Origin of the sequence: Paenarthrobacter histidinolovorans (assembly GCF_014647595.1) — a bacterium.
Taxonomy (GTDB): Bacteria; Actinomycetota; Actinomycetes; order Actinomycetales; family Micrococcaceae; genus Arthrobacter; species Arthrobacter histidinolovorans.
On sequence record NZ_BMPM01000005.1, the window covers coordinates 67,611 to 88,021 of the forward strand.

Sequence of the window (20,411 nt, forward strand, 5' to 3'; positions counted from 1 at the left end):
TCAATCGAGGCTAAGGATGCAGTGCTTTCCGGTGATTTGACCGACTACAACGAACTCAATTTGCAGCGTTTGGGCATTGGGTGGCGGTGCGGGAGTGTATATCCAGAGTGCATCCCACTCTGTGCCGCTACCTGCCATCTTGCCGCCCGCACGTCGGTACCCGGTACCAACATCGTCAGTGAGTTGGATGCCTATCTGGTCGAAGACAGCGATACTCGGCATCTGGGGAGGATGTACTTCCTGGCCAAAAACTTCCAGATCCTTGTCTCGTTCAGACCAATCCTGAAGGTCTCTTAAGAACTGGCTATCTCGAAGTTGGGTTTCGGTGCCGCGGATACCGTTTAGGTGCAGGTGGAGACTCTGTTCACCTGCCCTTTCTCCTACGTATCCGGGTGCCCTATCCAGGTTGATACCCGCGAAACGTACGTTGATCCCGTCGCTGTTCGCGATGACGAGGTCTGCCGGGGCAGAAATGATTTTCATAGGCTCACCCTAATCATCGTTACGCCTGTTGCCCGGGTGAGGGCCGTCCCGCAGGCCGATGGGCTTACCGAACACACGGTGCGTCAATTAGCGTTGCGAAAGTGCCACCATTCAACACAGATGTTCATTGTTTGTCGTGGGGAGATTGTTTGTACCGCCATTGGAGGACCAAAATCTAGCAACGCAGTGAAAGCTCTGTCGCCAGCAGTGTCCCTCACAAGTCACAATGTCCGTTGAGGGATCCTTTACCGAACGCCCGAATCCATGGCATCGGATCTGGAAACGGGCACCACTGATCACGGCTCTGGGCGAGTTGAAGATACAAGGAATGGGTTAGTCAGAGCCCTAAGACTGTTGAGTGCTGCAATCTGTGGGTACTGATCCCTGTGAAATCGCCATCGATCATAGGCATTCCAGTAGCTCAGCGCCCTTTGAACTGTCAGGCTTATGAATGCCGGATTTTCCTTGGTGAATTGGACATAGGCCTGTTGGAGTTCGGGTCGCTCAGCTAGCGTCGTCCCAAAGAACTGCTTTAGATCGTTGCCGATTTCGATGACGTATTCACCGCAGAGCTGGACCACGAATGGAATCGTCCACGAGGCATTCGCTTCGAGGAGATCCCGGAGAGCCGCTTGGCGGATTCGTCCGTCACCGTGTCTGGACATCCAAGCTGCAAGGATGAGTAATTGCTCTGGTCCCAGATTTTGAGTGCGACTAACCTCCGGCCACTCGTAGTAGGTCCTGCACGGGATTTGAACCAACTCACCCGAGATGTGAATTTTGATGGGGGACGGAGACCGGCCGTTTGTGTCTTGGATGAGTCGCGACATAGTTGGATGGTGTGGACATGCCAGAGCACGGAGTGCTGCGTTGGCATCCGCGCGAAACTCCAAGGGCACGGCGCCGAGGAGAAGTGGATCCATTACGGACGACTCGTTCATTGGCTCATTAAAGCAGCGCCAAAACCCACAGCACCGAAGAGATGCCTTCGCCGTCACTAGTGTCCCATTTCCTTTGGAATTGGGATCCGCAGGGGCGGGACGCACTCCCCCATCATGGATTTGATTGCTGGCTGGCGGCTTCATTCTGTCCTTGATGCCGCGCAGGTGCCCGCAAGGGGATCCTTTACCGGACGGCGCTCCACCCCATCTGCGATGGACCGGTTTCGTCTTTGCAGTCCCGTCTTCCGTATTTCACACTGGTCTCATGCACCCATCGTGGACCCGGATACTTAAGCTTGGGCCACACTCATGGCTCGGGCTCGTTGGAGACGTCCTCTACATCGGTGATGACACGCGGCCTAAAAGGCAGCTCGATCTGGAGAACCCGATTGGGCTACTTCCGTGTCTGGAACGTCCTTACGAGGAAGTCCGAGCAGAACTTGAGGCGCGCGAGCTTGAGCTGTCCATGGTGCCAGGAACACTGCTTTCAACAGTTCCGCTGGCAACAATTCCAGCGACAGCGGTGGCGACTCAGATGAACTATTGGACTTCCCTTTCCGTGCCCTGGCTCGCTTCACTTCCCGCCAGCGACGTCGACGACAACGTCATCATGGCTATCGAAGAGGCGCCTTGGGCCAGCCAGGCGAGCAGGCACGGCGTCCGTAGACTTCGACGGAGTAGGAGTAGAACCTAGTCAAGGTGGCCCGGGAGTCCTTCATAGACTGCCCACGAGCGAAAGTGGATCGGCTTACGGGCGGTGGCGAGAGCCGAGAATCTTCGCTCTGAGGCCTATGATCCCGTTACGTTGTCCTGCTTGCGGCTCATTCACAAATCCTATGTAAACGCCGCCGAGGACCCCGCTATGCGATAGGGCCCCTACGATGACTTTAAGGTGCACTTCTATCAGAACAAGGTCACGGGTGCCATTGACTACGGCTACGACTACAAGGCGGTGTTGAGATCACGGTGAAGGTTATTTGTACAAAGATCCTTTCGATGGATGGGACGGAAACATACGATTCCAACCCCTCTATAACACTTGGCGCCGAGTATTTAGTGACCTCCTTGCTGGCTTACTCCAACAGGCCAACCCAGCTCCAGATCCTGACTGACGATGGGAACTCGCTTGTGTGGCACGACTCACGGTCTTTCGTCACTTCTGGTGGCTCGATACCGGACGGGTGGGAAGCGAGAATCAATGACGAGGGTACGCTCGAGTTGGCGCCGTCTAGTTGGTTTGTCGTTGGCCTTTGGGAAGACTATTATGACGGCGACCCTGAAGCTGCACACGTAGTTGCCGCGGAACTAAACAAAATGTTCGCCCTTGAGCGAAACCCCGATTCCGCGCCGCCTAAAGAAGTTGGCCCTAGCTTCAACTAGATCTTCCTGACCCGCCGCTGTCCAAGTTAGGAGGCCGTCTATGCACTATCGCAGCATAGACGCCTCCTGACATTGAGGGCAGCCGGCTTCGGGAGATGACACCAGATGGTTGGAGGATCCGATCGGGGTGCCGTCCCACTTCCTTGGCAGTGGGACACCCTGACTGGGAGACTCCCCCACCCATGGTCCTCGGGTCAGAACGGTGGGCCGGGCGAAAGCGACCGATGCTGCTGGCGGCTACTTCTATATGTCTCTATGTCCGGTCAGGCTTCGGCGGCGGCGCGACGAGCATTCGGGTGAGTCGTTCGGGCATGACATCAGCGAACCGGCTCTCAGGGTGTCCCACGGCACCGGTGAGCTCGACAGGTACCCACTCGCCAGCTTCGGGCCATCGTTCAATGATCTCTTCCCGGCCAAGTGGCCCGTCACCGAATCGGTGCATGATGCCTTCGGGATATTTCTGAACAGCGCCTTGCAGGTGCGGTCGCACGAGGTCGGAGTACAGCGGCGAGAACCAGGCCATCCAGACCGGGTGGGGGCTCAATCCCAACCACTGGCCCCAAGCTTCCTTCTGGGAGTAAAGGCTGGGCTTGGACGCGTAGCACCACAACGATCTGCCGTTCCACCCCCATCCCGAGTCAACTTCGGCGGTGGCGTAGAAGCTGCGAAGCTCGATGGCCACGGCAATGAAGAAGCGCTCCAAAGCTTCCCGCCACCGAGGATCCTCCAGCGCAAGCCGATGAATGCTGATCGAGACGACCTGCACGTCGCCCTTCCTGGTAGGGCGGTCCTGTTTCATATGACCGCCGAAAACACCTTTGAAGTAGGCGCCGGCGGTGGGAAAACTCCCGACGGTCGAAACGTCACAGTCCTCAGAAAAGAATTTCACGAAGGCCTGGTCGCCGTCACGGGCAAGGTTTCGTTGGAGCGGCTCGTAACTGCCAAACCGCTTCGGCAGCGCCTCCGGCAAGTACTGCCGGGCCAGATCCAGGTACCGCTGTGGGAAGTCGTCCCGGACCTCGTCCATGAGGTGATACCAGCGGACCTCCACAATGTCGATCATGGTGTCGCGCTCCGGCCTGGCTGCCGCCCGGGTACTGGTCTTGGGCCAGATCTCTTCGGTCTGCAGATCCTGTGCCGCCCCGTTTCCCTCCTTGGCCAAGCGTTTGGCAAACCGGACAGCATGCGCGATGGACACCGGTTCGGCGCCTTCAACCAGGATGCTGTACATGACGCCGGCGCCAAGGACAGCAGCCGTAACCTCATGCGGAACGTCTTCGGGCTCGACCAGGAACGGGCCTTCCAAAGTGAAACAATACGCGGCCCTCTTGCCCCGGAGGATGTGCCAGTTCTGCGGGCCATCACCACTTCCGCCGTCGGCGATTTCTTCCAGCTGCAAACCTATCGAAGCGTCCACGAGAGCAGTCAGAGCCTCGGCGTCAAGGGCTTCGGGCAGGTAGACAGCAAGGTCATATGACATGACCACAGGCTAGATGTGTTCGCTCCTTCATCAAAACCTGCCCGATTATGTGTGGAGCGAAGTCGGTAATCGAAATGACACCGGCTTACTGACCGTCTTGAACAAACGGTTTGGAGACATCCGCCTGGAGTCGGAACGCGTCGTTCGTGTCTTGGAGAATCGTCACGATGCAGGTGTTCCATTTCCTTGGGAGTGGGGCGGTGGCAGTATCGGTATCTCCCATGCTGCCCGGGGGCTCCGCGTAGAGTCTGAGAATGAATCCTGTCGCTGGCGATCATCGTCGTTGAGAAGGGCACACCGGGCGTGGAGATCACCGGGATGATCGACACGATGGGCCATCTCGCCTCGAACTCGCCCATCGTCGAGTTCAGAGAGGTGCGCGTGCCGCTGTCGAACATGATCGGCAAACCGGGCGACGGCCTCCAGTTGGCGAAAGGGGCCTTCTCCTGGACCTCCTCGAGCATCTGGGCTGCAGCCGTCGGCAAAGTGCGCGCCGCGTTCGAGATCGCATATAACTTCGTGAAGACGGAGAAACGGTCAGGCAGGGTTCCAGTGATCGAGCATCAGAACGCCGGCTATATGCTCGCCGACATCAAGACTCGGATCGAAGCGGCACGCTACTTCGCGTGGAAAGCGTCGGATCACTTCGACAAGACCGGGGGGTCTCGATCGCGAGCTGTCGAACATGGTGAAGATCTTTAACTCGGAACTATCAGTGCAGACGGTCTACGACGCGATGCGGCTTGTCGGTGTCGACTCGTACGGTGACCGTTCACCATTGGGCAAGGTCATGCAGGATGTTCTGTGCCTGCCGCTCTATGACGGCGGAAACATGGGGGGGTGCGTCGGCGGCACTTGCACGATCTTCTCCGTAACCCCGACTACGACCCCCTGGCGGCGTCCGAGAGCCGCCTCTCGGCTTGACCGGCCTGATTCATACCGCGTGACACGTGCCGTGCTCCGAGGCGGTACCGCGCCAGCGGTACCGCCTCTCCTCTTCGGACAAAATGGTGTCGTCGTCTTCTGTGGTCGCTTGGGCTCTTTCCTAATGGGTCATTGGCCCATTGCATCTCGGAGTGCCGCCGAGGCTACACTCCTGGAGGCTCGTTTCCCAGCAGTCGAATCATTCCATGCCCGTTTTCGTATGGAAACTCTGCATAAATAACGAACGTCCTGCCCGCGGAATGCTCGTTGGCCCACAGGAGCACCTCAGCGATGTCTGTGACTTGGCTAAGTTTCCACTCTTCCGAAACACTCTGATCTGTCCAAAAATCAACTCGGTAACTTGGATTCCGATCGACTCGGTTTACATAACGCGGGTCAATAATTTGTGGTTTCATCGCTGCTCACCAGTTAAGACTAGATTGTCTTCCAGATAGTAACGGTCTGCGTGCCCACGGTCGACATCTTTCCGCCGACCTCGAAGAACCAGGTAGACGTCGCCCTCCAGAAACCAGTTCCGCGCCCGGCGTTGCTCGGGACCGTGCTGTGACTGGGCTCCGGAACATACCACGTGACCTCCGGGCCGTTCACCATGACGGTTTGGGTCGCCGTGGCAGCACCACGATGCTGGAACACCACGTCAGTGTTCGTCGCCGAGTTCGACGGTGCGAACGAGATGATGCCACTGACCCTCAAGTCAACGGAGGGAAGCCCTGTCCCGACGCACTTGATAACCGTCTTCGAGATGGCTCCCTCGGCCCCCTTGGAGTAGTGCGGGTATCTCACCGCGTTGTCCGCTTGTGTCCCTGCGCACGTCACTGCGTAACCCGTAGCACCACTCGCCCGCAAGGTAGTTGTGAAATTCCCGGAAGCATCCACGACCGTAGTGACCTCTTGGAGGGACTGAGGATCGTTCCTGAATGCCTCGCGCTGCAAGATTTGCTGGCTTTCCTGCTCCACAGGCGGCACCTCAGCAAATGCCGGAGTGGCGGTGCAGAGACCAATTGTCAAAATGACGGCGGCCAATAAAGATTTGAAAATTCTCAAAATTCCCCCAAATAATTTAATCAGCTTTCCGCTGGAAAACCCATAGCCACACATCCAGCAATAATTGCAAGTCAAGTAAATCCATCAGAATTAGGGCAACGAGGTTACCCCCGTAACCGGTTAGGCAGTTCCGTCGTCCGCCTCATCAAAGACCCTCGCAAATGGCAGGAAGCTCTCACCCACCGTCGTTGCCCCACGCTTTGACACGTCGCGGCCCTGTGCCAATGGAATCCCACTGCCTTGGAACCGGGACACTCTCGGTAGGACAGTTTCCACTCGCGCATTCAGTCGCTGGCGGCATTCCGGACGTGGCTGATGCCGCGTCGAACCCTTGGTGGCATCCTCTAACGTGCATGCCGCGCAAACGGCTTTGGCCACTCACTCAGACGCGTTCCATGACCGATGACATCCACAGCATCCGCGGAACATTTCCGTCCCGTATGTTGTGCCAAAACATCCCCTTCAAGCAGCTGTCACAAAACAACTTCCGGGACGGTTGGTTTAGGGCCCACAAAGACCCACATCCATGCTGCACCCACAGGACGCGGCTGGTCACGGCCCGCACCCGTACAGGAACCAGCACCGGCCCCGCCGTCGCAATGTTGCGCACGTCACACATCGCACATACGCTGGGGTGCGCTGCAGCGTGGCAGCAAGGATGAAAGGCAGTTCATTGGCCAGCGACAAGCTCTCCGTAGTTGTTCGCGTCGACGTTGACGGCGAACAGATCCAGATCGCAGCGACCGGGCGCGTGACCGCGGTGAGCCTTCAGGGGCTCTACCCCGTGGTTCAGCGAACCAAGAGCCTCGGCGGCGGCTTGGGCGTGGAGATGGACCTTTCGGAGGCGACAGTCGATGCAGATGCGCTGGACCAGCTGAAGATCTACGCTGAACTTCATGAGGTGCCTGTCCGCCTGAACACGACGCCGCACAACGTAACCACGCTGCCGTCCCGGGAAGTCCTGACAACAAGCCAGGCAGCCTAAGAGGAGAACCATTGCGCAAAGTAACCGCCGGACTGTTCCATTCCGTGGATGGCGTGGTCCAGGACCCGTTCAAGTTCCAGTTCGACAGCTTCGACGAGGAGCTGGGCAAGGGACTCACCAAGATGATCAACACCGTGGATACCGTGGTGTTGGGCCGGGTCAGCTACCAGGAGTGGGCCGGTTACTGGCCGAATGCCACCCAGGACGATGACTTTGCGGCATTCATCAATCCCGTCGAGAAGTTCGTAGCATCCCGGACGTTGTCAGAACCCCTTGAATGGCAGAACTCGCAGCTGATCAGCGGTTCGCTGGAGGACTTCATCACGGATCTCAAGAACCGCGACGGCGGCGAGATCGCCGTATGTGGGAGCATTTCGGTGGTTCGCCAACTGCTGTTCGCCGGCATCCTGGACGAGCTGACCCTGATGACGCACCCGGTGGTGGCGGGCAGCGGCCGGCGCCTCTTCGAGGACGGCGATCCCCAGAACAGGCTCGTGCTGGAGGACCAATACGCCACCAGCAAGGGCAACGTTGTGAGCACCTACAGCCTCCGCAAGGACTAGAGAACGCTCGACGGCGGCAGCGGCCTGGCGCCGTCGGCCCGCCTCAGCGCTCACCCCAGCAGCAACGCCGCGCCCAGCTCGCTCCGGAAGTACAGCACACTGTGGCCGTAGCGCGTGGAAGTCACTAGACCGGCATTCCTGAGCACCCTGAGATGCTGATTGACTGCGGACGTGGTCACGCCAAAACGCACTCCAAGCTCGGTGGATGAGGCAGGGGCGGCGAGCGCAGTCAACAGGCTGGTCCGGACCTCCCCGAGCACCGCCACAACAGCGGCTGGGCTCCTCACCTGCTCGGCCTCCCACATTGCTCCTTGACCGCGGGCAGGGTACATGAGCATCGGCGGGTCCCCGTGGTTCACGGGAGCTGAGGCCCTGCGGGTGAACATGGTGGGAACAAGGGTCAGCCCCAGCCCATCGGTCTTCTCGGTCCGCGACGCAGGGTTCTTCAATCGCACGGAGATGACCCGGCCGTCGAATTCCACAGCACCAGACAAATCGTTGAGCATCGTGAACAGGCCGCCGTGGGCAAGTTGCCGGCCGCGGTAGACGATGTCCGCTTCCAGGATGGTGCGCATGCGCAGCCAGTGCGGCGCGAAGCATGTGTCCCAAAAGTCCTTGAGGATCTGCACGAGGCGCTGGATCGCGGGGCCGACAGGGCCGGAAAAGACCGCCGGAACAGCACCGTGCACCCGGATGAGGTCGCCGTGAAACTGCTCGCTGGACATCCGCTCCAAAGCCGCGAACTCGTCGTCGATCCTGGTGAGAGGTGACTCTGGCCGGGGGTTCAGGAAGTCCGGCGTCCAGAGCCGGTGGTCGACCAAGGCCAGTAAACCGTCCAGGTCCAGGCGGGAACGGGCCTCTTCCGTGCGACGCAGCCACGGTAGTTGAAGTGGGTACTGGCTGGGATCGCGTATGGCCCGGAGGGAAAGTCCCAGTTCGCACATGGGCGAGATGCCGAAGCGCACACCGCCCAGATCTGCTCCGGACAATTCGTACTTCAACATGAAGGATAACGCTACATCAATACCGGCCGTCATCGGTGGGTGGCAGAACTATGTGTGTGACCAAATCTCCCGCAGACACCACCGAGACTCCCCGGCACGGCCTCCGCGCCGCGCTTTCCGATCCCAGCCTCAAGATCCTCGCATCGGCCATCCTGGTCTCCACAGTGGGTCGCGGCATCTTCCTCACCCTGACAGTCCTCTACTTCAGCCGTTTCGTCGGGTTGAGTGCCGTGGAAATCGCCGTGATCCTCTCTGTTTCCAGCGGGCTCGGTGTCGCGACGTCCTACATTGGCGGCCGCCTGGCCGATCACTTCTCCGCGCGTCGGCTCCTGGTGGGGATGGTCGCTGTCCAAGGTCTCGCGATCGCAAGTTATACGTTCGCCGGGAACTTCGGCACCGCCGTCGTGATTGCCTGTATTACGGTAGGCGTGGACCGGGGCGCGAACGCCACACGCTCCGCGATCATTGCCCGGGCCTTCGAAGGCCCCAACCGCGTCAACGCCCGCGCGGTCCTGCGCACCATCACAAACCTGGGCATCGCGGTGGGCGGCATGATCGCCGGACTGGCTTTGCTGGCCGGGACCGCCGACGCGTTCCGGGCAATGATGATCGGCGCCGGCGTGGTTTACGTCCTCAGCGCGTTGCAACTCCGCCGCCTTCCAGCACGTGTTGACGCGCCGCGCCACGATCCCTCCCAGCCCGCTCCGAAGCGCGGCGTCTCCCCCTTCAGGGATCGCCGCTACGTTCTGTTGACTGTGCTGTCAGGAATCTTCGGCATGCAGTTCGGGCTGGCCGAGATGGGCGTCCCGCTATGGATTTCACAGGACACCAGCGCACCGGATGTGCTGATTTCCGTGGTCCTTGTTATCAACACTGTGTGCGTCATCCTCCTGCAAGTCCCTCTCTCCCGCGGTTCACACGATCCGGGCCGGGCAGGAAAGATCGTTATGACCGGTGGCGTGCTGATGGCCGCGGCCTGCGCCCTCTACGCAATTTCGGGTGGAGTGCCGGTGGCCGCCGCCATTACGCTCCTGTGCGGTGCGGCTCTCCTGCACTCTTTGGCGGAAATCCTGTCACAAGCGGGAGCGTGGGGACTCAGCTTTGAACTCGCCAATCCCCTCCAGGCAGGCGCGTACCAAGGGATGTTCGGGATGGGATCGGCGCTCGGGGCCATGCTCGCACCGCTTGTGGTGACCGCTACCGTCGTCGAACATGGTGTCCCGGGTTGGGCCATATTGGGTGCGGTCTTCCTGGCATCGTCGGCCGGCGTCGCGCTGATAGCCCGGAAAGCCTCGACGACGGCGGTACTCGCCTGATCGGAGCAGGCGCGGCAAGCGGCCGCCCACTTGTCCCGGACTCCACCCCCGGGACGAGTCGGTGGCGAGCAACATCACCACGGAGTCGGAGGACTTGAGCCCACCATCCTGAAACCATGGAGACAACGAGTGAAAGGGAATCATGGGGGAATGGGTGTGGCCGGCGTACGTGGGTGTGCTGGGAGGGGTGCTCCTCTTTGGCGTGTTCATGGTGCCTATCGTGGCGATCCAGTACAGGATGTACGGCCGGTTCACGTGGCGTCGATTCCTGGGTGCCGCAGGGCTGAGCGTCTACGGTGTTGCCCTGGTGGCCTACACGTTGCTGCCTCTGCCGGATCCCACCCTGTTGAAGTGCGGCCCAGGCGGAAGCACTTTCCAGCCGGTTCCCTTCCAATTCCTCGACGACATCCAACGTGAAACTTCGGGCCTGGGAATCACGGGAACCCTGACCAGCCGCGCCACGCTGCAGGTTGTCTTCAACGTGGTGCTGTTCATCCCTTGGGGCGTGATCGCGCGGCGCTACCTTTCGTGGAACATCGCCGTATCCACGCTGACCGGCGGCATCGTCTCGGGACTCATCGAGGCCACCCAATTCACCGGTTTATGGGGCATTTACGACTGCGCCTACCGTCTTGCCGACGTCGACGATCTCATCACGAACACCCTTGGCGCTTTGATCGGCGCCGTTATTGCTCCTTTGGTCCTTTGGTTCATGCCGCAACGACGTGACCTCCGCGCGGCCCGTGGCCAGAGCCGCCCCGTCACCGTCCGGCGGCGCTGGCTTGGGATGATCATCGACTACGTGGCGCTGGTGTTCCTCGGCTTTGGCTTTGTTGTCGTTTACAGCGTGGGGCTGCTCGCGATCGGCGCGGATCTCCCCGCAGCAGACGACACCTTTTCCCTCGTCCTCATGCATCTCGTTCCCGGGTTCCTGGTGTTCTACCTGCCCGCACTTGTGGGTTCCGGCGCATCACTCGGCCAGCGCGCCGTGTGGCTGCAACCGTATTGGCCGGCCACCCGCCGTCGGGCATTGCTCCGGGCCAGCGCTACCGGCGGGCTCTACGTCGTGTTGTCGTTCCTGGGCGATCTGATGCAGGCAACCGCGTTCGGTCCTCTCACCGGCCTCTTGCTCCTGGCCGCTTTCGTAGCGATTCCGCTCACTAAGTCGCGGGGACTTTCGGGCGTCCTAACCGGTGCACAGATGGTTGACTCACGTGAAATCGAACGACGCCGGGTGGCTGGCTTAGTGCCGGGACCGGCCTGGCGTTCGCAAACCACGACAGCAGCTGAGTGACGCGGGGTGCATGTGGCCGGCTCGAGGGGGGGTCTGCTTTCGGGCCGGCCACACTGTCCGCTCGGGCAAGCGGACGAGCGCACCCCCAAGGCCACTGACAACGAGCGGCCCAGGGTATTGCGCGTGACCGGCCGAGGAGGGGGTCTCAACACCTCATAGGCCGTGGCTGCTGCTCTGCATCCGGAATGCGCTCGGCAACCTGTCACTACTTAGTAGTGGCGCCACCCGACGGAACGTGTCATGGTCCAGGTCAGTTTCTTTTTTTATTTTTTTGCGCCTGGTTGCTACTTTTTGCCGGCCTTCAGATCCGAGACAACTTTGGCAATACGTCGTGCGCGGGTCTCAGCGGTCTTGGCGTCCCCGATCGGTTCCACGTACCGCCGCTGGGCACTGTAGTTGAGCGTCCCGTAGAAGGCTTTCGCGTCAGGGTCCGCGTCCAAGGCTGCAGCGAGATCGTCCGGAACTTCCACGACGCGCGGCTGGGTGTCCACCTCGAGACCCACCTCCACCGTGTCACCAGCGGCAGCGCCGGTCAGCTCGCGGTTCGCCGAACTGACGCCCACCATGTATTTCCCGCCCATCACCGCGATGCTGCTGCGGTAACTTTGGCCGTTGATGGTCACCACCACGGGAGGCTTTTTCCCGGCCCCAAGTGCATCCACGACGTCGGAGGGAACCTCGATGCCGGCTTTGTTGCCATCGCCCACGATGGTGGTTGTAAATTGCATGACCCAAGTATGCCGCCAGGAACCAGTAGACGCACCCCACCGGCAAGACTAGGTTTCTTATAACGCCCGGAACAGCCACCCCAAGGAGAGAGACCATGGACGAGCAGGACCTTCTGGAACGAATCCAGGCATTGGTGGAAGAGGAACATCATCTCCGCGACTCCGCAGGTTCAGAGACAGCCGGCGACGACAGCCGGGCACGCCTTGCCCACCTTGAAGCCCAGCTGGACCAGTGCTGGGATTTGTTGCGCCAGCGGCGTGCCAAGAAGGACGCCGGAGAGAACCCGGACGACGCCGAGGCCCGTCCTATCAGCGAAGTTGAGGGCTATCGGCAGTAGCTTTACCCCTCAGAAACCGGCCCTGGAATCTAGGCGCCTTCAAGTACCTGGCTGGTGGCCCACGCCAAGTACTTGGCGGCGTTGGCCACTGCGTCCGCAACATCCGGAACGCCATCTTTGCGCTGTGCGACGTCCAGCAACTGTGCCGCCGCCACGATCCCGTGCTTCGCCAGGTCCTCGGGCGTCACAGTGATACGGCCGGCTACTGCGATCACCGGAATGCCATGGACGCTCGCGGCATCTGCCAACGCAATCGGCGCCTTGCCCGTGAGCGACTGCTCATCCATGGACCCTTCACCGGTGATCACCAGATCGGCCTCACTCAAGTGCGAGGCGAGTCCAGTCAGCCCTGCCACCAGCGCGAAACCACCTTCCAGCGCGGCATCCGTGAATGCCAGGAACGACGCCGGGAACCCACCGGCCGCTCCGGCGCCCGGAACGTTCACGTCGCGCCCAGTGGTTTCCCGAAGGAGCGACGCCCAGTTGCGGAGTCCGGCGTCGAGCATTTCAACGGCGTCCTCATCCGCGCCCTTCTGCGGACCAAAAACATGCGCGGCGCCATCGGTCCCGTACAGCGGGTTTTGGACGTCGACGGCGATGCGGAACTTCACCGCCGACAGCCGGGGATCCAGCTCCGAGACATCCAAGGCTACGACGTCCGCGAGTGATCCGCCGCCCAGCGGCATCACGTTCCCGGCCGCATCCAGGGGCTTGAGCCCCAGCGCGCGCAAGGCGCCGCTGCCGCCGTCGGACATTGCTGAGCCGCCAACGCCGAGCACGATCTCGGTGGCACCGGCGTCCAGGGCAGCAGCGATGAGCTGGCCACAACCGTAGCTATGGGCGCGCAGGGAATTCCCGGGAGTCGGCTCCATATGCGCCAAACCGGAAGCCATGGCTGTTTCGATGACGGCCGTGACGCCGCCGAAAGAGTCTTTGCGGATCGCCCAGGACGCACCCACCGGCTTGAGGATGGGTCCCACAACTGCGTTGTTGCGCTCCTCGTAACCAGCGGCAATGGCAGCATCCAGCGTGCCCTCACCGCCGTCTGCCACCGGGAACTGCGTGGTCACAGCATCCGGGTAGACGCGCAAGGCGCCCTCGGCCATGGCTGACGCGGCTTCGGCGGCGGTCAGGGATCCCTTGAACTTGTCCGGGGCGATGAGGATACGCATGCGTCCATCTTGCCAGCTTTGCCCGGAAAGCGCTTGCCCGCCCGTAACCTAGCCGCTGATAACCCTCACCGGAGCACCCTCCAGCCACGCCTTCACGTCCTCGAACGCCTCGCCGTAGAACTTCCGGTAGCTCTCATGCGTCACGTACCCAATGTGCGGTGTGAGGACAGTCCGCGGGGAATGCAGCAGCGCGTGCCCGGCAGGAAGGGGCTCTTCCTCGAAAACATCCAGGGCAGCCCCACGGATCCAGCCCTCCTCCAAGGCACGGATCAGGGCCACCTCGTCAACCAACGGGCCCCGGGCAGTGTTGACCAACACCCCATCGGGACCCAGAAGGCGCAGTTCTTCGGAGCCCACAATGCCTTGGGTTCGCTCGGAGAGCCGCAGGTGCAGCGTCACGATGTCCGACTCACTGAAGAGTTCCTCTTTGCTGACCAGGCGGGCACCTGCTGCCTCGGCGGCCTCCGTGGTGAGGTTCTGGCTCCACGCGAGGACGTCCATGCCGAACGCTTGGGCGTACCCGGCCATGCGCTTGCCGATTTTCCCCAGGCCAACGATTCCGAGCGTCTTGCCTTCAAGTTCAAATCCGACGCCGGTCTGCCAGTCCCCCGCCCGCAGCGAGTTCTCCTCCACAGGCAGGTTCCGTGCGAAGGCGAGCAACAGGGCCCAGGTGAGCTCCGGCGCCGCGGCGGGTGATCCGCCCGTTCCGCACACCACGATGCCCCGTTCCGTAGCGGCTTCGAGATCGATCGCCGCATTCGCCATGCCCGTAGTGACCAGGAGCTTCAAGTTGGGCAACGAATCCAGGACATTTTGTGGAAACCGGGTCCGCTCACGCATCGCCACAATGATGTCGAACGGCGTCAACGCAGCCACGGCTTGGTCCTCCGAAAGGAAAGGTGCGCTGAAGACGCTGACCTTCACGCCGTCGTCGGGCAGTGAATCCCACGGTGCATAATCCCCGGAAACCTGCTGGTAATCATCAAGAATGGCTAAACGGAACTGGGTCACGGCAATCTCCTCCCCACAGCGGCTGGTGGTACTGAACACCATCTCACGTTAGGTTTTTGAGTGTGAGCCAAAATGTGACCTCCACCATGCCCAAGCCCGAGCACCCCCGCCCACAAATGGTCCGTGAGAACTGGATGAACCTCAACGGCACCTGGGGTTTTGAGATCGACGCCGGAGACTCCGGCGTCGATCGTGGGCTCACAACGCGCGAACTGAACAGCGAGATTCTGGTTCCTTTCGCGCCCGAGTCGGCACTTTCCGGGGTTGGGCACGTCGACTTCATGGAAGCCGTCTGGTACCGGCGAACGGTCACCATCCCGCAGGAGTGGGCAGCGCACAATGTGCTCCTCCACTTCGGCGCTGTGGACCACGACGCAACTGTCTGGGTGAATGGAGTCGAGGTTGCGCGGCACCGGGGTGGTTTCACGCCGTTCACCGCCGACTTGGGCGGAGTAGTAGAGCCCGGCGCGGACGCAGTGATAGTGGTGCGCGCCCGGGACTCACGGCACGGGATGCAGGCACGCGGCAAGCAGGCAACCTGGTACAACAACACGCACTGCCAATACACGCGCACCACCGGAATCTGGCAGACCGTGTGGATGGAAGCCGTGCCCGAGGTCTACATAAAACGCCTCCGAATGACCCCCAACCTGGCCGACTCAAGCATCACCGTGGAAGTCCCGATCAGCCGGAACCGGCGCGGACACACAGTCACGGCAGTTCTCAGCGATAAGGAAGAACTGCGGATTGAAGCGCAGGCCAAGGCGGACCTGGACCTCACACCATCGCTCCGGCTCACCATTCCCGCCGATGCACTGCGCCCATGGTCGCCGGAAGACCCGTTCCTTTACCACCTTGAAGTGAGCGTGCGGGACAGCGCCGGCGAGATTGTGGATTGCGTGAGCAGCTATGCCGCCATCCGCTCGATCGCCCTGGACGGCAAGGTTGTCCGCATCAACGGCAATGCGGTTTTCCAGCGGCTGGTCCTGGACCAGGGCTACTGGCCGGACTCCTTGATGACCGCACCCGATGAAGCCGCCTTGGTCAAGGACATCGAACTGTCCATGGCAGCCGGATTCAACGGTGCCCGATTGCACCAGAAGGTTTTCGAAGAACGATTCCTCTACCACGCGGACCGGCTGGGCTACCTGGTGTGGGGCGAATTCGGTGACTGGGGCGTGTCAGGCGGCGGCACCATCGGCCACAACCAACAACCGACGGCCAGCTTCGTGGCGCAGTGGTTGGAAGTCCTGCAGCGCGATTACAACCACCCATCCATCGTCGGCTGGTGCCCCCTCAATGAAACCCACCAGGTGCTGCACGACCGCCTCACCGTGCTGGACGACGTCACCCAGGCCATGTTCCTGGCCACCAAACTCGCCGACCCCACACGGCCCGTGATCGACGCGTCCGGCTACTCCCACCGGATCCGGGAAACAGACATCTACGACTCCCACTCCTACGAACAAGACCCCGACCGTTTCCGCATGGAACAGCAGGGCCTTGCCGACGGAAAGCCGTACATCAACAAGAAGGCCGACGGCGAGGAGTATTCCGTGCCCTACGCCGGGCAGCCGTACTTCGTCTCCGAATTCGGCGGGATCTGGTGGAACGAGGCCGAAGCCCGGCAGGCAGCGGGGGCGGCAGGCACCGACGTCGAAAGTTCCTGGGGTTACGGCCAGCGGGTCAGCAGCGAGGAGGAGTTCTACACCCGCTTCGACGGGCTCTGTGGCGTCCTGCTGGAAAATCCGGACATGTTTGGTTACTGCTACACCCAGCTGACCGATGTGTTCCAGGAGAAGAACGGAATCTTCACCTTTGATCGCAGCCCCAAGTTCGATCTCGAGAGGATCCGGGCCAGCCAGCTCCGGAGGGGCTAGACCCACTGCCCCCGGCGGATCAGGACTTCCTTGAGCAGATCCAGGCGGTCGGACACGATCCCGTCCACGCCAAGATCCAGGAGCCGCTCCATCTCGGCGGGATCGTTGATGGTCCACACATGCACCTGCCTGCCAACGCGGTGGGCACGGCGTATGAATCCAGCGGTCACTACCGGCAACCGCCCGTACCGGACAGGGACCTGAAAAACGTCGACGCCGGTCAACAACCTGCGTGCCAAACCCGTCGGCAGCACGGGGCCAAGAAGGACAAACAACGCAGTCAATGAGCTCCCGGCAGAAGATGCCACCCGACGCGACAGCTTCGCCAAGACTGCCCTGCGCCGCCTGTCCGAGAAACTGGTGACCAGGACACGGTTGTGGACGCCGTGCCTTTCGATCGCCGAAGCCAGGGCAACAACCGAGTTCCAGTCTTTGACGTCAAGGTTCAAACGGGCATCCGGCAAAGACATCACCAGCTCATCAAAAGTTGGCACCGGCTCCACACCGCCGATCCGGGCCCGGGCCACCTCCGCGGCGGTCAGCTCCGAAATCCTGCCGGTCGAGTCGGTGACCCGGTCCAAGGATGAGTCGTGGAAGACCAGCAGAACATCATCGGACGTGGTGTGGACATCCGTTTCCAGGTGCACGGTCCCGAGCTCCACGGCAGCCTTAAACGCCGCCATGGAATTCTCCAGCCCCTCCCGGGAAAAGCCGCGATGAGCCAAGGCCAAGGGTCCTGACGAACCGTCCTTGCGGAGGAAATAGGGCAGCGTCACACCCGTAGCGTAGCCCATCGCGAAAGTGGAGCTAGCCCTCCTGCTGGAGCGCCGCCGTCGTCTGCGGAACGATCTCCACGCCGTCGCTGATGTGGACGAGCGTCCGGCCGCGGCCGCCGTCGAGCTCCACCCACACGGCGGTGGCGTCGCCGGTGACGGCGTCAATCACACCCGCCGACTCGTACCCCGGTGTGAGCGTTACGCTGACGCGGTCGCCCTGGCGCAAGGAACGCCAGTGGTGATCCGGTTCGATGCGCCGCAGCGGCGCTGTGTTGAAATCGTTGATCCTGCGCTTGGCCATGATTCCCCCTGCATTTCGACTGGTAGACACGATGCGAACGGGTCCGTGGCTGGAAGCCTACGGGCGCAAGGTGAACGCCGGTTGTATGGAGGCTGGGAAGTCGGTGACAGCCCGAAACTGCAAGACTAGGGGCATGACTGTGTTGATAGCCGGCTGCGGCGACCTTGGAACGGAAACCGGGCTTCGCTTCGCTGCGGCAGGCCACGAGGTTGTGGGCTTGCGCCGTTCCCCCGGGAAGCTGCCCCCCGAAATCCGTGGCGTGTACGCGGACCTCGCCACGGACGTGCCGGAATTGCCGGCAGATGTGGACATTGTGGTGGTGGCCGTCGCCGCCGACGCCTCCACAGAAGAGGCCTATCGCGCGGCCTACCTGAACGGCGTGAAGAACGTCCTGGACGCCCTCGAACGGCAATCCATTGAACCGCGGCGGATCCTCTTCGTCTCCTCCACTGCCGTGTATAAGGATTCCGGCGGGGCTGTTGTGGACGAGACGACACCCACGGAACCCACGCGATTCAGCGGAAAGGTGCTGGCGGAGGCGGAGGAGCTGCTGTTCACCCGGACGCGCGGAACGGGCACCCAGCCAATCTCCCTCCGGCTCGGCGGGATCTACGGCCCGGGGCGCACCCGGCTGATCGACCAGGTCCGGAGCGGCACGGCTGTCATCCCCGCGCAGCCCCGGCACACCAACCGTGTCCACAGGGACGACGCTGCCGCCATGATCGTCCACCTCACCACCATGGAGGCCACCCCGGACCAGGTCTACGTGGGTGTTGATGATCACGCCGCCGAAATGGGCGACGTCATGCGGTTCCTCGCGGCCGAACTGGACTGTCCGGAACCCCCGACGGCGGCACCTGAGAGCGCGTCCGACGCCGGCCCCGGCGACAAGCGCTGCTCCAACAAACGGCTCCGGGCGACGGGTTTCGAGTTCACGTTCCCGAGCTACAAAGAGGGGTACCGCGCGTTGCTTTCCGGCGAGGGCGTACGCCACCCGTGAAGCGCGTGCTGCGTGCCACAGGAAAGCAGGGATGGGGGCTGGCCTACTTCGCAATGCAGGCGGTTGCCGGGCTGGCTTGGTGGACCCTGGTTTTCCTGCAGCCTTCGGTGCGCGCAGCCACCCTGGGCAGCCTCGACCCCATCGCTGTAGCCGCCCTCGACGTTCCCCTTTTCGTGCTCTGTTCGGCCCTCGCGGCTTGTGGCATCAGGGCCGCAGCCGTGGTGGCCACGGGCTGGACGGCCTTGGTGGCAGCCGCGCTGGCTGTCTACTCCACATTCACCACGGAAGCGGGCCTGGGCGTCCTGATGATGATTGCCGCCACGGCCTGCTCAGGCCTGGCGCTCTGCCTTGTCCTGCTGGGGCGGGTTCCCACGGACTGGATCATCCGCGGTCCCTTCGCGTTCCGTTCTGCTGCTTCGAGCCGCCCCGCGTCGGCCCACGTAAGTGCAACCATCGGGCAAATGATCCTGTTCTGGGGCTTCTTCCTTGGTGCAGTCCCGCTGGTCATCTCGTGGCTGGAACGTCGCTGGATGGTGTACCTGCCCTTCCCGCAGTCTGTCGCCACCGCGGGCGCCGTGATCTTGATGCTGGCGAGCGTTCTTGGGGTTGCTTCCGCGGTGACCATGTCGTCCCGGGGCCGTGGCACACCGCTGCCATCGGCCATGCCCAACCACTTGGTCATCGCGGGGCCGTACAGGTGGGTTCGTAATCCGATGGCGGTCGCCGGCATCGCCCAAGGCGTGGGAGTGGGCCTCATCCTGGGGTCCTGGCTCGTGGTCGCCTACGCGATGATCGGCTCTTTGGTGTGGAACTACGCCGTTCGACCGCTCGAAGAAGCAGACCTCGAAAACCGCTTTGGAGCCGAATTCCGCCGGTACCGTTCGTCAGTGAGCTGCTGGGTCCCGCGCGTCGGGCGGAACTAGACCCGCTGCTCTGTCAGCTTCGCCTCGAGAACCTGGGCCACGCCGTCGTCGTCGAAATGCGGCGCCTGCTGGCCCGCGGCGAGGATGGCTTCCGGATGTCCGCTGGCCATGGCATAACCGTGGCCGGCCCAGCGCAGCATCTCAATGTCATTGGGCATGTCCCCGAACGCCACAACATCGGCGGCGTCGATCCCCAGCGACTCGGCGTACTTGGCCAGGGTGACGGCTTTGTTGATGCCCGGTACGGACATCTCCAGCATCGCGGTCCGCGGAGCTGAGTGCGTGGTGGACACGAGATGCGCAACAGCCGGCTGCACCTCTGCCAGGAACTCGTCAGGCGTCCCCTTGCGGGTGATGGCAAGGAACTTTACGACGGCGTCATCCGCCGTGAGCGTCTGGTCCAGCGGTTTGGGGGTGAACTCGGAAAGCAGTTCGCTGGTTTCGTTCTCGATGAAGCCCGGCTCCAACTGGAAGCCGGTGAGCGTCTCCACGGCGAACAGCGCGTCAGGCCTGATGGACTTGATGATCCGGCGGGCCTCGAACACTGATTCAGCATCGAGGACGCACGAGGAAAGTGCCTGCTCCGTTTCCAAATCCCACACCACGGCACCGTTGGAACAGATCACGATTCCACTGTGCCCCAACTGTTCCTGAAGCGGGTACAACCAGCGCGGTGGTCGACCCGTAACGAAGACGAGCTCCACTCCAGCATCGCGGCATGCTTGGAACGCCTTGATGGTCCGGTCGCTGATTTTTCCATCGTGACCGAGGATGGTGCCGTCAATATCGCTTGCTACGAGCCGCATCATGCCAGTCTACGTTGGAGCGAAACAGGCGGCTGCGCACC

Annotated in this window: 20 protein-coding genes; 11 read left to right on the forward strand and 9 right to left on the reverse strand. The window is 61.8% G+C overall.

The genetic code is table 11. The features are described 5' to 3' along the window. Nucleotides 1–483 carry a hypothetical protein gene (locus IEY62_RS12985; protein WP_189018487.1) on the reverse strand — a complete coding sequence of 161 codons (483 nt, stop codon included), beginning with the start codon at nucleotides 481–483 and terminating at the stop codon, nucleotides 1–3. 2,574 nt (nucleotides 484–3,057) lie between these two features. Next, nucleotides 3,058–4,284, reverse strand: a complete 1,227-nt coding sequence (locus IEY62_RS12990) for a hypothetical protein (protein WP_189018489.1) — start codon at nucleotides 4,282–4,284, stop codon at nucleotides 3,058–3,060. A gap of 303 nt (nucleotides 4,285–4,587) precedes the next feature. Here IEY62_RS12990 and IEY62_RS21710 point away from each other — a divergent pair, with 303 nt between their 5' ends. The 5 genes from IEY62_RS21710 (at nucleotide 4,588) to IEY62_RS13010 (ending at nucleotide 7,821) form a co-directional block, all read left to right on the forward strand. Continuing rightward, the gene (locus IEY62_RS21710) at nucleotides 4,588–4,986 is read left to right on the forward strand and encodes an acyl-CoA dehydrogenase family protein (RefSeq protein WP_229785275.1); all 399 of its coding nucleotides are present in this window, start codon (nucleotides 4,588–4,590) and stop codon (nucleotides 4,984–4,986) included. Beyond that, nucleotides 4,970–5,449, forward strand: coding sequence for an acyl-CoA dehydrogenase family protein (locus IEY62_RS21925; RefSeq protein WP_404595638.1), 480 nt, complete (start codon nucleotides 4,970–4,972; stop codon nucleotides 5,447–5,449). The genes IEY62_RS21710 and IEY62_RS21925 overlap by 17 nt, the downstream gene beginning before the upstream one ends. Before the next feature lie 369 nt (nucleotides 5,450–5,818). Further along, a complete protein-coding gene (locus tag IEY62_RS13000; protein WP_189018491.1) occupies nucleotides 5,819–5,998 on the forward strand; it encodes a hypothetical protein in 180 nt (59 codons plus the stop codon). Nucleotides 5,999–6,931: 933 nt separating this feature from the next. Continuing rightward, nucleotides 6,932–7,258, forward strand: a complete 327-nt coding sequence (locus IEY62_RS13005) for a hypothetical protein (protein WP_189018494.1) — start codon at nucleotides 6,932–6,934, stop codon at nucleotides 7,256–7,258. Nucleotides 7,259–7,269: 11 nt separating this feature from the next. Next, on the forward strand, nucleotides 7,270–7,821 hold the full coding sequence (locus IEY62_RS13010; protein ID WP_189018496.1) for a dihydrofolate reductase family protein: 552 nt from the start codon (nucleotides 7,270–7,272) through the stop codon (nucleotides 7,819–7,821). Between the two features lie 50 nt (nucleotides 7,822–7,871). Here IEY62_RS13010 and IEY62_RS13015 read toward each other — a convergent pair whose 3' ends face one another. Continuing rightward, complete coding sequence (locus IEY62_RS13015) at nucleotides 7,872–8,825, reverse strand: ArsR/SmtB family transcription factor (RefSeq protein ID WP_189018498.1); 954 nt, start codon at nucleotides 8,823–8,825, stop codon at nucleotides 7,872–7,874. Between the two features lie 50 nt (nucleotides 8,826–8,875). Between IEY62_RS13015 and IEY62_RS13020 the strand changes: the two genes are divergently transcribed. Both IEY62_RS13020 and IEY62_RS13025 read left to right on the forward strand, forming a co-directional pair. Then, complete coding sequence (locus IEY62_RS13020; protein WP_189018500.1) at nucleotides 8,876–10,141, forward strand: MFS transporter; 1,266 nt, start codon at nucleotides 8,876–8,878, stop codon at nucleotides 10,139–10,141. 142 nt (nucleotides 10,142–10,283) lie between these two features. Next, nucleotides 10,284–11,435: a VanZ family protein gene (locus IEY62_RS13025; protein ID WP_189018502.1), complete on the forward strand. Its 1,152-nt coding sequence runs from the start codon at nucleotides 10,284–10,286 to the stop codon at nucleotides 11,433–11,435. A 284-nt stretch (nucleotides 11,436–11,719) separates the two neighbouring features. On the opposite strand, the gene IEY62_RS13030 is transcribed toward IEY62_RS13025, so the two are convergent. Then, nucleotides 11,720–12,163, reverse strand: coding sequence for a YdeI/OmpD-associated family protein (locus tag IEY62_RS13030; protein ID WP_189018504.1), 444 nt, complete (start codon nucleotides 12,161–12,163; stop codon nucleotides 11,720–11,722). Nucleotides 12,164–12,258: 95 nt separating this feature from the next. Between IEY62_RS13030 and IEY62_RS13035 the strand changes: the two genes are divergently transcribed. Further along, nucleotides 12,259–12,501 (forward strand): DUF2630 family protein, encoded by a 243-nt coding sequence (locus IEY62_RS13035; RefSeq protein WP_189018506.1) that lies wholly within the window; start codon nucleotides 12,259–12,261, stop codon nucleotides 12,499–12,501. Between the two features lie 29 nt (nucleotides 12,502–12,530). Here IEY62_RS13035 and IEY62_RS13040 read toward each other — a convergent pair whose 3' ends face one another. Continuing rightward, nucleotides 12,531–13,673, reverse strand: a complete 1,143-nt coding sequence (locus tag IEY62_RS13040) for a glycerate kinase (protein ID WP_189018508.1) — start codon at nucleotides 13,671–13,673, stop codon at nucleotides 12,531–12,533. A 48-nt stretch (nucleotides 13,674–13,721) separates the two neighbouring features. Continuing rightward, entirely contained in the window at nucleotides 13,722–14,684 is a 963-nt protein-coding gene (locus tag IEY62_RS13045) for a D-2-hydroxyacid dehydrogenase family protein (protein ID WP_229785276.1), read from the reverse strand. 74 nt (nucleotides 14,685–14,758) lie between these two features. Here IEY62_RS13045 and IEY62_RS13050 point away from each other — a divergent pair, with 74 nt between their 5' ends. Beyond that, nucleotides 14,759–16,564, forward strand: coding sequence for a glycoside hydrolase family 2 protein (locus IEY62_RS13050; RefSeq protein ID WP_189018967.1), 1,806 nt, complete (start codon nucleotides 14,759–14,761; stop codon nucleotides 16,562–16,564). On the opposite strand, the gene IEY62_RS13055 is transcribed toward IEY62_RS13050, so the two are convergent. Then, nucleotides 16,561–17,358, reverse strand: a complete 798-nt coding sequence (locus IEY62_RS13055) for a glycerophosphodiester phosphodiesterase (RefSeq protein ID WP_189018512.1) — start codon at nucleotides 17,356–17,358, stop codon at nucleotides 16,561–16,563. The two genes, IEY62_RS13050 and IEY62_RS13055, sit on opposite strands and share 4 nt — an antisense overlap. A 13-nt stretch (nucleotides 17,359–17,371) precedes the next feature. Then, nucleotides 17,372–17,641, reverse strand: coding sequence for a hypothetical protein (locus IEY62_RS13060; RefSeq protein WP_189018514.1), 270 nt, complete (start codon nucleotides 17,639–17,641; stop codon nucleotides 17,372–17,374). 31 nt (nucleotides 17,642–17,672) lie between these two features. Between IEY62_RS13060 and IEY62_RS13065 the strand changes: the two genes are divergently transcribed. Both IEY62_RS13065 and IEY62_RS13070 read left to right on the forward strand, forming a co-directional pair. Continuing rightward, nucleotides 17,673–18,641: an NAD-dependent epimerase/dehydratase family protein gene (locus tag IEY62_RS13065; RefSeq protein ID WP_189018516.1), complete on the forward strand. Its 969-nt coding sequence runs from the start codon at nucleotides 17,673–17,675 to the stop codon at nucleotides 18,639–18,641. Nucleotides 18,642–18,694: 53 nt separating this feature from the next. Continuing rightward, entirely contained in the window at nucleotides 18,695–19,564 is an 870-nt protein-coding gene (locus tag IEY62_RS13070; protein WP_189018969.1) for a methyltransferase family protein, read from the forward strand. On the opposite strand, the gene IEY62_RS13075 is transcribed toward IEY62_RS13070, so the two are convergent. Beyond that, nucleotides 19,561–20,370, reverse strand: a complete 810-nt coding sequence (locus IEY62_RS13075) for an HAD family hydrolase (RefSeq protein ID WP_189018971.1) — start codon at nucleotides 20,368–20,370, stop codon at nucleotides 19,561–19,563. The two genes, IEY62_RS13070 and IEY62_RS13075, sit on opposite strands and share 4 nt — an antisense overlap. Between the last annotated feature and the right edge of the window lie 41 nt (nucleotides 20,371–20,411).